Origin of the sequence: Flavobacterium sp. CG_9.1 (assembly GCF_015751645.1) — a bacterium.
GTDB classification, from domain to species: domain Bacteria; phylum Bacteroidota; class Bacteroidia; order Flavobacteriales; family Flavobacteriaceae; genus Flavobacterium; species Flavobacterium xanthum.
Genome location: NZ_JADOVC010000031.1, coordinates 1 through 12,708, shown reverse-complemented (window position 1 = coordinate 12,708; position 12,708 = coordinate 1). Strand labels below are relative to the sequence as shown.

Genomic DNA, 12,708 nt, shown 5'->3' with positions numbered 1-12,708 from the left:
ATTTGATGAACTAAAATTCCATCCTGTTCCACGTGGAACATAACGAAAAACATTGACATATCAATCGTTACTGTTCCACGTGGAACAGCCCGATTTTTTCATCTTCTTTAGTACGCATTAACAATTCTTCAGCTTCTCCTTTATCTTTGTAGCCACAGTAATGTAATATCCCGTGAACTAAAACCCGCTTCAATTCGTCTTCAAAAGATACATTAAAATCACCTGCATTATCTTTCACTCTTTCGACAGAAATAAAAACATCACCACTTATCTCATCTCCCATTGTGTAATCAAAACTGATAACATCTGTTAAGGTATCATGATTGAGGTATTCTAAATTAATCTTATGAAGGTATTCATCGTCACAAAAGATGAAGCTTATCTCCCCTTCTTTCTTCTTTTCTGAAATGATAACGGTAGATAACCAAGAAGCAATCGCTTCCTCATTGTCTAAATTAAAGTCGGTTTCGTAATTAAAATTGATCATTTTTTATTAAAATATTCTTGAACCTTTTGATTAAAATTCGAGCGCAAAGGTAAGGATTGTCTATTTAATATTTCTATGCTATTCAAATAATCTAATAAACCTGCTGGCAATGCATTAGATTGATTGTTAAACTGCTTTTTGTTAGTCTCAGATTGACGTTTATTTTCCTCTCCCTGTTGCTGCACGGCTGAATTTAACTTCAGTAACTCTTGTTTCACATTTAGAATATTTTGCAACGTTTCATTCTTGAAACCCTTGTTCAATAATTGCTTTTCAATTTGCTTCATTTGTTCCAAAGCACTTTGTCCATTACCTCCCAATCCTTGTTTATTTAATTCGTTTTGCAGTGCCTCGCGCAATTGCTTTTGCTCTTTATAAATTTCCAGTATCGCTTGCGCATCACCTTCGCCACCTTCACCCTCTTGACTTCCACCTTCGGATTTTCCTTGCTTGCCTTTTGAACCTTTTTCACCTTCGCCTGGTTTTTCCCCTTTCATTCCCTCTTTCATTTTCTCACCCAATCCTTCTTGTTTTTTTAAGATGTCCGGCAATTGCATACCTTGTCCTTGTCCAGGTTTAGGCTTGCCAGAGGCCATACCCGACATCTGCATTTGCATAGAATTAAGCATGTCACTTAGAAAATCGGCTAGCTTATTGGCAGCCGCAATAGTGTATTGCTGATGTGATAAACCTTTGGGAACTTGAGCATCAGTTAAACTCGACAGCGACTTGTCAACGTTATAGATCACATTCCCAATTTCCTTAGTAATATCCTCTGCAATTTTTGGATTCCGCAATGACATGGCAAACAAACTGTCGTCCACATGCTTGAACTGCTGCTTTAAATCCTGCTGAATTTTGATGTTTTTATTAAAAGCAGGAGATCCTGATTTATACTTTTTAAACTGCTTCATCAAATCTTCTTGCGACAATGAAAAAGCTAATAAATTATCTAAGATTTGTCGCAACATCGCAACATCTTCCTCCAACTGCTCCATCTCACCTTCTGCCATACTTTCAGACATTTTCTGAGCCATCTCTTTCATCTTTTTGGAAGCGTTTTTCTGATTTGGCTTAGCTTTGTCTTTTTTGTCTTTCTTCAATTCCTCGGATGCTTTCTTTAAATCTTCATCAATACTTTTTTCTTTAGCATCGTCTTTTGGTAAATCCAAAGGTGATTTTAATTCCTTGTTTTCTTTTTCCAAACCATTTAAATCTTCTTGAATTTTATCAAACTCCGCATTTATATCTTCCTGTTTATCTAGTTTATTTTCCTTTTCATCATTAGATAATTCATCTTGTTTTTCAGAAAGCTTATCCAGTTTATCTCCTAATTGCTCTGCTTTCTTTTCTACATAAAACCTCTTGGTCAACTCTACCAACTGTTCTAAATTCTTAGTTTGGTTTTTACTATTTTGTTTGAATTTATCTAACTTAGTCAACAACTCTTCGTTCTGAATTTTATCGTTCAGGTCTTTCAGCTCGTCTAAAAGCTTTTGGTTTTTCTCCAACTCTTTTTCAGCTTTATCCATTCGTTTTTGAAGCTCTTCTTTTAATTCATCCTTTTTATCCGTTTTGAATTGCTCCAAATTATCGTTCATTTTTTTAGTAAATTCCTTCATCATCTCATCCTGTTTCATTTGACGCTTGATAAAATCATTTACTTTTTGCTGATCTTTAAAATCTAAATTTTCCTTTTCTTTACCGGTTTTTTGAAGCTTCTCTATTTCGGAAATTTGCTTGTCTTGATTTTTTAAAGACTTTTCTAGACCATTAATATTCTCGTTTTGCTGTTGCAAAATTTGGTCTTCTTTTTCTTCATCTGTAGAAACACGATTAGAGAAAACAGAAGACTTCGTACTTTTAAAATTATGGATGGCATCATTATCAAAAACTTCAAAATAATAATCATAAGATACACCTTGCTCTACCGGAAGATTACTAGGAAAGGAAAACACAAATTGGTCAAAAGCACTTTTCTTAACAGCAATTGTTCCACGTTTAGCAGTATGTGGTTTATCTCTTTCGTAATACACAATCTGAAGTTTAGACAAACCGTAATCATCAGCAATTTGACCTAAAACATAGTTCTTGGCCACCTTCAAACTATCTGGTGGGAGGTTTACATTGATTGTTGGGAACTGATCCTTGACAATAGTAAGCTGATAATTTAGTCTTTCGTAATTTTTTACCTTCTCATTTGAAGTAAGAATTTGATAATCTGTGTCTTGCAGAATGCTTTTTGATAAGGAAAAATTATTTTCGGCTTTGGAAAAAGCAAATTTTGCACGATCATCCTGCCACATTACATTTTGAGTCGCTTGCGTACTCATTTTCCATGTTACAAGCGTTCCTTCTGGAATAACTGCATTTCCTGTTCCTTTGATACTTTCCGGATTTTTATTCAAATACGATGGGAAATTCAATTGCATTACAAAATTAGCAATAGTTGGAACGATAATCACTTTCAATTCATACTCTGGCGAAGTGATAGAATTCCCCTCCACGTGGAACAAAATATTTCCAGCTGGTTTAACCATCTTAAATTGAAATTCTCCAACCTTAGAAGATTCCATAAAGTAACTTTCGTTGTCAATAAATATCATGGCATTCTCAGGAACTATTTTACCTTCGGTTTTGATTCGTACAATAAAGTCCTCTTTTTGCTCGGTTTGTAAATTGGTATTCAAAACAACAAATTTAAAAGGAGCTGGTGGCAAAAAAGCAGAATTGAAATGTACTACCCTATTCAAACTTTGAGAAATTATAGTACTGTTTCCCGAAACAAAGAAAAACACCAACAGCAGTATTGGAATAACTGCTAAAGGAAAATACTTTTTGTTACCCGTGTAATTGATAGCATTTCCAAAAGGGATTGGCTGCAACGTATTAGCTTTTTGTTCAATGGATGCCACTAATAATTCTGATTTGACTTGCTGTTCATTCAAATTAGCTAATTGTAAAAAGTTAGTCAGCTTATCACTCACTTCAGCAAAATGACTTCCTATAATCGCTGATGCTTGATTATAACCAATTCCTTTTTGCAGCTTAAATATCTTAAACAATGGAAACAAAATAAAACGAAACAAAAGATATACTTCTACTCCAATGAAAGTCCAGAATAAAATAGTTCTACCAATTGGCTTGAGCCAAAGAAAATATTCAACAAAAAGCGTTAGAAGAAAATACAATAATCCTAAACCGATAAAGAACATAGTTCCCCGAATCAATTCATTAATGTAAAACTTCCTGATAAACGCTTCTAGTTTTTGATAAATAAGCTGTTGGTTTTCCAAAATTTTAAATCTTTTTAATAACCAATAAATGTACTAATTTATATTTAGTGCTACTTGTTAAATAAATGTTGTTATTATTTATGATTAGAAATGTAAAACCTTTTACTAATTTTATGGAAAAACACTGACTATGAAATATTTATTTGCCTATAGTATTCCTGTTATTGGTATGATAGGAATATATTTTGGAGGTTTCTGGACCTATGCTGCCTTATTGTTTGCCTTTGTCATGATCCCACTATTAGAATTAATATTGCCCATTGATGAAAGAAATTATGATACCGAGACCATCTCAAAACGTTTACACAATAAATTTTTTGACGTTTTACTATTACTAAACGTCCCTATAGTTTATGGAGCGATACTTTTTAGTTTGTATCGCATTACGCAAAACCAACTGCCTATTTATGAAATTATAGGAATGACCCTTAGCTTAGGAATTATTTTGGGCGCAAATGGAATAAATGTTGCCCATGAATTAGGTCACAGAAATACAATGTTTGAAAAGATAATGGGGAAAATACTTTTAATTCCCAGTCATTACACCCACTTTTTTATTGAACACAATCATGGACACCATTTGCACGTTTCCACCCCCGAAGATCCATCAACAGCGAAATTCAATCAGAGCCTGTATTCTTTTTGGTTTCAAACCGTGACTGGCACTTATTCAAAAGCATGGCAAATACAAAAAAAATTAAATAAAATAGAGAATCGCTCTTTACTTTCTATTAAAAATGATATGTTTTGGTTTACTGTCATTCAAGTAACTTACCTACTTACTATTTATTATTTCTTCGGCTTTACTGGATTATTCTTTGCTATATTTTCAGGAATCGTGGGATTTCTGCTGCTGGAAACCATCAATTATATTGAGCATTATGGCTTGAAAAGAAATCAACTTGCCTCCGGTAGATATGAACGGGTGACCGAAAAACATTCTTGGAATTCAAACCATGTCCTTGGCCGAATTATACTATATGAACTTACCAGACATAGCGATCACCACTTTAAATCTCAAAAAAAATACCAAATTCTAGAATACCATGATGTGTCACCCCAAATGCCTTATGGATATCCTACGTCAATGGTTTTATCGTTTTTTCCACCCCTTTGGTTTGCTGTGATGAATAAACGAATACCTGTAAATATGAAGTAATCTATAGAAATAGAATTATATTTGCCAAAAATCAACAATAATGTCTAAACAAGTTCGGGTGCGTTTTGCACCAAGTCCAACTGGACCTTTACATATTGGCGGCGTTCGTACCGCTTTATTCAATTATTTATTTGCCAAAAAAAACAATGGGGTTTTCTTCCTGAGAATTGAAGATACAGATCAAAACCGTTTTGTTCCTGGTGCCGAAGCATACATCATGGAAGCACTCGAATGGTTAGGCATTGCGCCAGATGAAACCATTGGAAAAAACGAAAAATTTGGTCCCTACCGTCAAAGCGAAAGAAAAGAGTTGTACCAACAATATGCAGCCGAATTAATCAATTCCGGTAATGCTTATTATGCATTTGATACCGCTGAAGATCTAGATGCAGCAAGAAAATTAGAAGAAGAACAAGGAAAAACTTTTATTTACAATCATACCAACAGAGAAAAACTGGACACTTCATTAGTGGTTTCAGAGGCTGAAACGGCCAAAAGAATAGCTGCTGGAGAACATTATGTAATCCGTTTTAAAACTCCGGTGAACGAAACCTTGCATTTGCATGACATCATTCGTGGCGATGTAAAATTTGAAACGAGCCTTTTAGATGATAAAGTATTATTCAAAAGTGACGGAATGCCAACCTATCATTTGGCTAATATCGTGGACGATCATTTAATGGAAACGTCTCATGTAATTCGTGGTGAAGAATGGTTACCATCGATGCCTTTGCACGTTTTATTGTACCGAGCATTTGGTTGGGAAGCGCCGGAATTTGCACATTTACCATTGATTATGAAACCTGTTGGAAACGGAAAATTATCCAAACGTGACGGAGATAAAATGGGATTTCCAGTATTTCCATTGGATTGGAATACGGCCGAAGGAGTTTCATCAGGCTATAGAGAAAAAGGGTTTTTCCCGGAAGCCGTGATCAACTTTTTGGCTTTATTGGGCTGGAATGATGGCACGGACAAAGAAATATTTTCATTAGAAGAATTAGTGGAAGCATTTGATCTAGATAGAGTGCATAAATCTGGAGCCAAATTTGATCCTGAAAAAAACAAATGGTTCAATCATCAGTATTTGATCAAGCAAGAAGACGCCACTTTGGCGAAAGCCTATGCTCCTATTTTGACTGAAAAAGGTATCTCGACTGCGCTCGATATGACAGATGAAAAACTTATAAAAATCGTTTCCTTGATTAAAGAACGAGCGCATTTTGTTTCTGAATTTTGGGAAATGAGTGATTTCTTTTTTGTAGCTCCAAGCGCTTACGATGAAAAAGCCACTAAAAACTGGAAAGCAGAAACTCCAGCCTTGATGCAAGAATTAATTTCTGTTGTGGAGGAAATTAGTGATTTTACTTCTGTCAACATTGAAATGATAGTCAAAGACTGGATGACAAAAAACGAAATTGGAATGGGAAAAGTAATGCAACCCTTTCGCTTGAGTTTAGTTGGTGCACTGAAAGGTCCTCACCTATTTGATATCGTTGAAGTAATTGGAAAAGACGAAACCATTAGCAGAATTCAAAAAGCAATAGCTACTTTATAGTTTTTAAACACAAAGTTCACAAAGAAAGCTCAAAGTTCACTAAATTTAGTGAACTTTGAGCCTTCTAACTTTATTCATTATGTGATTGGTTATAAATAAATAATCAAATTTCCGTTTAGTATTCCAGGATTTCCTTTAAAATTGACTCCTAAATTCTTTTTGTTCAAATTTTCCAGCATGTTATTGACTCCATATTGATACGAAACATTGGCTCTAAAATGACGAACTCCAAATGTGATTCCAATTGTTGGATAAAAATTAAAATTAGAAATAGCTTTAATATCTTTGGCTAGCAAAGTTGTTCCAGCAATGACGTTGTTCTCTTTACTACTATCCAAATTTAATTTGCCATTGACTTGAACAATAGGTCCAAACTCAATACTCAAATGACTTTGGATAATAACATAACTGACCAATAAAGCTACTTGTCCTGAAGCCAATTTATAAGCAACATCTTCTCTACCGCTGGACGAATTAATTGTGGCAACAGAAAAATTATTCTCACTAAATTGCATCGAATAAACCATTTCCAAATTGTTATAGAAATTTCCCCGCATAGAAAGTCCCGCATTCCAACCCAAGTCTGGTTTTGCCTCAAAATTGTTAGTATTTAAGGAAAATTGATTGCCTCCAAAACTAATTCCAATCCTATTTGAATCCCTATATGTGTATTGGGAAAAGGCGGATACAGATACTAAAATAAGAAATAAGACAAGTGTTAACTTTCTCATATAATTAAGATTTACGAAGACAAACCTAAAGTTTTTTTGTAAATTGTGAGATAAATTTTAACTAAAAACAAAAAAAATTATGAATATTACGTTAATTATCCTACTGGTCTTTGGATTCTTTATCTTACTATCCTCCTTTTTTACAGTAAAACAGCAAACGGCTGTAGTTGTAGAACGATTTGGTAAATTTTTAAGTATCAGACAATCAGGCTTGCATCTAAAGATTCCTTTAATTGACAGAATTGCTGGGCGCGTCAATCTAAAAATCCAACAATTAGATGTTATCATTGAGACAAAAACCAAAGACAATGTTTTTGTAAAACTTAAGGTTTCCGTTCAATTTATGGTTATCAAAGAAACCGTTTATGATGCCTTTTATAAATTAGAATATCCACACGATCAAATTACTTCATATGTATTTGATGTTGTACGTGCTGAAGTTCCAAAATTAAAACTAGATGATGTCTTTGAACGAAAAGATGATATAGCCATCGCAGTAAAAAGAGAATTAAATGAGGCTATGACCACTTATGGCTACACGATTATCAATACTTTGGTAACAGATATCGATCCGGATATTCAAGTAAAAAATGCGATGAATAGAATTAATGCTGCTGATAGAGAAAAAACAGTAGCTGAATTTGAAGCAGAAGCATCGCGAATTAGAATTGTAGCAAAAGCTGAAGCTGAAGCAGAAAGCAAGCGTTTACAAGGACAAGGAATTGCGAACCAAAGAAGAGAAATAGCTAAAGGTTTAGTAGAAAGTGTTGATGTTTTGAACAGAGTGGGTATAAACTCCCAAGAAGCTTCAGCATTAATTGTAGTAACACAACATTATGATACGTTACAAGCTATTGGTGCTGATGCCAATTCTAATCTAATTTTGTTACCTAATTCGCCACAAGCCGGAAGTGACATGCTCAACAATATGATTGCATCCTTTAGCGCTTCCAACCAAGTAGGTGAAATGATGAAAAATAAAAATGGGAAAAGAAGTACTAGAAAAGAAGATACAACCGATTATCAATTGCCACAAACCCCAGAAACTCCAGATAATGAGGAATAAATACTTTAATAATCATAAAAAAAGAGGCTTAAACGCCTCTTTTTCTTTTTGCAAACCAATTTTTGACAAATGGAACTGCTTTGTTTAGTAGAAAAGGCACCGCTGTAGAAACGAGAGCTCCATAAGGAATTGCAGCACTATAACTGCCTATTAAGTCACTTACAATATTTTGAGGTGTAAAACTTTCTTTTGTTTTCTTTACACTAAAAACTAATTTTTGATAACTAATCTCTTTTTCAATTTTTAAAATTTCTAATTCTCTATCTATTTGAGCATAAGAGGAATATTTTTTGGTTTCCATAATTTATTCGTTAAAAAATATTTCAGAAAATTTCTCGAGTATTGGTCCTTCAATAACTTTATCTTTGATTAAAAACAAGAGGCTTGTAACCACGAAGTAGATTCCACCCATTATTAAAAATCCCAAGGGATAACTTTCTAAAGATTGACCTATAGCCATGGCTCCAGCGATGGAGCAAAATAATATAACCATACCCAAACACAAAAAAATCAAAGAAAATTTGAAAATCATAGTGGTCGATTTCATCGCCACTTTAAAACCCCATAATTTATAATAAGATACATTACTTTGTATATAAGCATGAATCTGGTCTTGAATTTCCTCTGTATTCTCTTTTAATTCTTCAAAAGCCATGTAGTTTGTTTTAAGATTTAGTAGATGGGTTAAACCATATTATTTTTGAAGTTTAGCATTTTGCCTTTTTAACTCCGCTAATTTTTCTTCTAAAAAAGAAATTACCTCTTCGGTTTTGTGACTCATATTGGAAATCATATCCTCATATGTTTCTTCTAAATCAAATTTAGCAGATGTCAACTTATCATTAAATTGTGAAGAGACCGTGTCAAATTTATTTTGCAAATCGTTTTTGGCATCATCATACCCATCTTTTATTTTTTCTCTGGTTTTAGAACCTTTATCTGGTGCATACAAAATTCCCAATCCAGCTCCAATAACTACTCCAGTTAAAACGGCCACTAATGTATTACCTGTACTATTCGACATAATTCTAAAGTTTAAAAGTTTGTTTCATAAAGATACAGATTTATTAACAACATCCCGTTAACAACTCGTTAAAGTGCAAATTTATAGGTCAAAAATCAAATAAAAGCGTGCTAAACAACCTATATTTTAATTTTATACTTACTTATATAAATTCAAAAAAGTAAGCTTAAAACCAACTTATGCGCTTCGTTTTTAATTGGAAAATAATATGAAAAACCCAATTGTTATAAGAATTTTAAATAATAGAAAAAGCCCTCTAAAAAGAGAGCTTTTAATTGATAAAACCTATACTTATTCATATAACTTATATTTTAAGATTGTTTAATAATTGCAGTACTTTTTCATTTTTTTCCTTTGTTTTTAACTCTATAAGCTGATGCTCTAAAAGACTAAAATGATTCAAGTCATTTTGTAAATTTTCAATGGCCAAAATTCTAACGGCAGCCAATTGACTTTTCAATGACATAGAATATAATTTAGTCAACGCCTCTTCTTCAATATCTTTTACTTTTACTTTATCAGAATAATGCAAAATCAAATTAGAAAACAACAAGGAGTTATTGTCATTCTTAACATTTTTGACGATGGTGTGAATAATTAAACTATAATTGTCGATACTTTTTATGTTAGCAACAATGCTGTTGAGAATCAAATTAGCATTGTTTTCATCCTTTTCTTTTACATATTTATTGATTTCTTTTTGAGTGTTCATCAATAAATTTTCTTCTTTTTTACCTTTTTCTTCCCACGCATCTTTCAATCCAACAGTTTTATTAAAGACAATTTTGCCTTCAGCTGAATCTTTATCCACACTGAAGTAACCCAAACGTTGAAACTGGAATTTGTCTCCCGGTTGTACCGAAAATAAACTTGGTTCTACAAATCCATTTACAATCTGTAACGAGTTAGGATTCATAAATTCCAAGAAATTTTTTTCCTTATGACTGTCTGGTGCTTCATCAATAAACAAGCGATCATAAAGACGCACTTCGGCTTCTAAAGCGTGTTGAATTGAAACCCAATGCAGGGTTCCAGCCACTTTTCGTTGACTCGCTTCACTCCCACTCCCACTTTGACTGTCTTCGTCATAGGTTACATGAATCTCCGTAATCGTTCCCGCAGCATCTTTTATAACACTTTCTCCTTTGATTATATAAGCATTTTTAAGTCGTACTTCACGTCCTAAACTCAGTCGAAAAAATTTAGGAGGAGCTTCTTCTAAAAAATCTTCTCTTTCAATGTATAATTCTCTTGAAAAAGGAACTTTTCTAAATCCGGCACTTTCATCTTCCTGATTATTTTCGGCTTCCAGCCATTCTTCTTTACCTTCAGGATAATTCGTGATTACTAATTTTATTGGATCTAACACCGCCATTACTCTTGGAGCAGTTTTATTCAAGTCTTCACGCAAACAAAATTCCAATAGCGAGAAATCAATGATATTTTCTCTTTTAGCAACACCAATAATATCACAAAATTTACGAATAGAATTCGCTGTATACCCTCTTCTTCTCAATCCTGAAATTGTGGGCATTCTTGGATCATCCCAACCATTTACAATTTTTTCTTGAACCAATTGCAATAGTTTTCGCTTGCTCATTACGGTGTAATTCAAGTTCAAACGGGCAAATTCGTATTGATGTGGTCTCACTTTTGAATCATCATAAATTTGGTCCAAAAACCAGTTGTACAATTCTCTGTGCATTACAAATTCTAATGTACAAATAGAATGTGAAATTTGCTCGATATAATCACTTTCACCGTGTGCATAATCATACATTGGATAAATATTCCATTGATTGCCTGTCCTGTGATGATGACGATGTAAAATACGGTACATCAATGGATCACGCATCAACATATTAGTCGAAGTCATATCAATTTTGGCACGTAAGACATGACTTCCTTCCGGAAAATCACCATTTTTCATTCCTTCGAACAAGGTAAGGTTTTCTTCCACTGACCGGTTTCTATAAGGACCGTCAACTCCAGGTTGTGTTGGTGTTCCTTTTTGAACAGCCATATCTTCTGACGATTGACTATCAATGTAGGCCTTACCGTTCTTAATCATGGCAAGAGCCCAATCGTATAATTGTTGAAAATAATCAGAAGAGTACAATTCTTCGGTCCAATTAAAACCCAACCATTTTAAATCTTCTTTAATTGCGTCTACATATTCCTGCTCTTCTTTCGCTGGATTAGTATCATCAAAACGAAGGTTTACTGGCGCATTGTATTTTAATCCTAAACCAAAATTTAAACAAATCGATTTAGCATGTCCAATGTGTAAATACCCATTAGGCTCTGGCGGAAAACGAAAACGTAATTTATCTTGCGGAAATCCATTGGATAAACTGTCCTCAATAATTTGTTCTATAAAATGGAGTGATTTTTCTTCAGTTGACATTTTTTTGTTTTATTTTAGCAAAGATAAAAAAGTTTACAGTTTTCAGTTTACAGTTTACAGTTTTCTTTAGAACTGAATTCAGTAAATGATTACTCTCACTAAAACAGTTAAGAAATGGGCATTATAAAACTTAAAAATATCAGAACCTACTCCTATCACGGTTGTTTAATTGAAGAAGGTAAAATTGGTTCTGACTACACCGTAAATTTAGAAGTTAAGACCGATCTGAGAAAATCCAGCCTTTCGGATGATTTAAAAGATACAGTGGATTATGTGCTTTTGAATACCATTGTTGTAGAAGAAATGGCTATTCGTTCTGATTTATTAGAACATGTAGGACACCGAATTGTGACTCGGATTTTTGAAGAAATTCCTGAAATTTCCAGAATTATTGTAGCAGTTTCTAAACTGAACCCACCTATTGGTGGTGATGTTGAAGCAGTTACTATAGAAATGGAGGAGTATAGAAGTTAGATTAAAAATATTTTTTAAAATTTTTAAACTTTAATCTTTAAAACTCTAAACTTTTTGAGTACTTTTGCCGTCCATTCAACGATGGCGTCGTGGCCGAGTGGCTAGGCTGGGCTCTGCAAAAGCTCCTACTCCGGTTCGAATCCGGACGATGCCTCTAAAAGAGATACAGCAATGTGTCTCTTTTTTTTTAGGAAAAATTTTTAGGAAAAATTAAGTAAATATAGGGTTCGAACCCGGACGATACCTCTAAAAGAGATACAGAAATGTGTCTCTTATTTTATATCTAATTTTTAATAAAAATGAAGTAAAGTTATAGTTCGAATCCGGACGATGCCTCTAAAAGAGATACAGAAATGTGTCTCTTTTTTTATGTCTAATTTTTAGGAAAAATTAAGTAAATATAGGGTTCGAACCTATTTTAGCCCCCGATAAGTTCGGAGTGTTATTTTAAATTTCAAACTTATATATTTGAAACATGAAATACAAGAAATGGACTTTAGATCAGA

At 33.5% G+C, this 12,708-nt stretch carries 11 protein-coding genes and 1 tRNA gene; 5 read left to right on the top strand and 7 right to left on the bottom strand.

All coding sequences use genetic code 11. The features are described 5' to 3' along the window. Positions 1 to 67: 67 nt before the first annotated feature. Both ybeY and IWX83_RS14195 read right to left on the bottom strand, forming a co-directional pair. Positions 68 to 487 (bottom strand): rRNA maturation RNase YbeY, encoded by a 420-nt coding sequence (gene ybeY, locus IWX83_RS14200; protein WP_073353341.1) that lies wholly within the window; start codon positions 485 to 487, stop codon positions 68 to 70. Beyond that, complete coding sequence (locus tag IWX83_RS14195) at positions 484 to 3,783, bottom strand: DUF4175 family protein (protein ID WP_231380035.1); 3,300 nt, start codon at positions 3,781 to 3,783, stop codon at positions 484 to 486. Before IWX83_RS14195 ends, ybeY begins: the two co-directional genes overlap by 4 nt. Positions 3,784 to 3,913: 130 nt before the next feature. Here IWX83_RS14195 and IWX83_RS14190 point away from each other — a divergent pair, with 130 nt between their 5' ends. After that, a complete protein-coding gene (locus IWX83_RS14190; RefSeq protein WP_196830580.1) occupies positions 3,914 to 4,942 on the top strand; it encodes an alkane 1-monooxygenase in 1,029 nt (342 codons plus the stop codon). A 40-nt stretch (positions 4,943 to 4,982) separates the two neighbouring features. Next, positions 4,983 to 6,500, top strand: coding sequence for a glutamate--tRNA ligase (gene gltX / locus IWX83_RS14185; RefSeq protein WP_196830578.1), 1,518 nt, complete (start codon positions 4,983 to 4,985; stop codon positions 6,498 to 6,500). Positions 6,501 to 6,589: 89 nt separating this feature from the next. On the opposite strand, the gene IWX83_RS14180 is transcribed toward gltX, so the two are convergent. Then, complete coding sequence (locus IWX83_RS14180) at positions 6,590 to 7,231, bottom strand: PorT family protein (protein ID WP_196830576.1); 642 nt, start codon at positions 7,229 to 7,231, stop codon at positions 6,590 to 6,592. A 79-nt stretch (positions 7,232 to 7,310) separates the two neighbouring features. Between IWX83_RS14180 and IWX83_RS14175 the strand changes: the two genes are divergently transcribed. Then, positions 7,311 to 8,297, top strand: coding sequence for an SPFH domain-containing protein (locus IWX83_RS14175; protein ID WP_073353771.1), 987 nt, complete (start codon positions 7,311 to 7,313; stop codon positions 8,295 to 8,297). Between the two features lie 28 nt (positions 8,298 to 8,325). Here IWX83_RS14175 and IWX83_RS14170 read toward each other — a convergent pair whose 3' ends face one another. The 4 genes from IWX83_RS14170 to IWX83_RS14155 form a co-directional block, all read right to left on the bottom strand. Then, positions 8,326 to 8,598, bottom strand: coding sequence for a DUF6327 family protein (locus IWX83_RS14170; RefSeq protein WP_196830574.1), 273 nt, complete (start codon positions 8,596 to 8,598; stop codon positions 8,326 to 8,328). A 3-nt stretch (positions 8,599 to 8,601) separates the two neighbouring features. Next, entirely contained in the window at positions 8,602 to 8,952 is a 351-nt protein-coding gene (locus IWX83_RS14165) for a competence protein (RefSeq protein ID WP_196830572.1), read from the bottom strand. A gap of 39 nt (positions 8,953 to 8,991) precedes the next feature. Continuing rightward, positions 8,992 to 9,321: a YtxH domain-containing protein gene (locus IWX83_RS14160; protein ID WP_073353776.1), complete on the bottom strand. Its 330-nt coding sequence runs from the start codon at positions 9,319 to 9,321 to the stop codon at positions 8,992 to 8,994. Positions 9,322 to 9,625: 304 nt separating this feature from the next. Further along, entirely contained in the window at positions 9,626 to 11,728 is a 2,103-nt protein-coding gene (locus IWX83_RS14155) for a glutamine--tRNA ligase/YqeY domain fusion protein (protein WP_196830570.1), read from the bottom strand. 114 nt (positions 11,729 to 11,842) lie between these two features. Here IWX83_RS14155 and folB point away from each other — a divergent pair, with 114 nt between their 5' ends. Both folB and IWX83_RS14145 read left to right on the top strand, forming a co-directional pair. Beyond that, positions 11,843 to 12,202 carry a dihydroneopterin aldolase gene (gene folB / locus IWX83_RS14150; protein WP_066078942.1) on the top strand — a complete coding sequence of 120 codons (360 nt, stop codon included), beginning with the start codon at positions 11,843 to 11,845 and terminating at the stop codon, positions 12,200 to 12,202. Positions 12,203 to 12,285: 83 nt separating this feature from the next. Then, positions 12,286 to 12,356, top strand: a tRNA-Cys gene (locus IWX83_RS14145). Positions 12,357 to 12,708 lie beyond the last annotated feature (352 nt).

What these genes read in the sequence shown, in the direction of transcription:
- ybeY (WP_073353341.1), bottom strand. Translation starts at nt 487, where the DNA reads ATGATCAATTTTAATTACGAAACCGACTTTAATTTAGACAATGAGGAA.
- IWX83_RS14180 (WP_196830576.1), bottom strand. Translation starts at nt 7,231, where the DNA reads ATGAGAAAGTTAACACTTGTCTTATTTCTTATTTTAGTATCTGTATCC.
- IWX83_RS14155 (WP_196830570.1), bottom strand. Translation starts at nt 11,728, where the DNA reads ATGTCAACTGAAGAAAAATCACTCCATTTTATAGAACAAATTATTGAG.
- folB (WP_066078942.1), top strand. Translation starts at nt 11,843, where the DNA reads ATGGGCATTATAAAACTTAAAAATATCAGAACCTACTCCTATCACGGT.
- IWX83_RS14165 (WP_196830572.1), bottom strand. Translation starts at nt 8,952, where the DNA reads ATGGCTTTTGAAGAATTAAAAGAGAATACAGAGGAAATTCAAGACCAG.
- gltX (WP_196830578.1), top strand. Translation starts at nt 4,983, where the DNA reads ATGTCTAAACAAGTTCGGGTGCGTTTTGCACCAAGTCCAACTGGACCT.
- IWX83_RS14160 (WP_073353776.1), bottom strand. Translation starts at nt 9,321, where the DNA reads ATGTCGAATAGTACAGGTAATACATTAGTGGCCGTTTTAACTGGAGTA.
- IWX83_RS14170 (WP_196830574.1), bottom strand. Translation starts at nt 8,598, where the DNA reads ATGGAAACCAAAAAATATTCCTCTTATGCTCAAATAGATAGAGAATTA.
- IWX83_RS14190 (WP_196830580.1), top strand. Translation starts at nt 3,914, where the DNA reads ATGAAATATTTATTTGCCTATAGTATTCCTGTTATTGGTATGATAGGA.
- IWX83_RS14175 (WP_073353771.1), top strand. Translation starts at nt 7,311, where the DNA reads ATGAATATTACGTTAATTATCCTACTGGTCTTTGGATTCTTTATCTTA.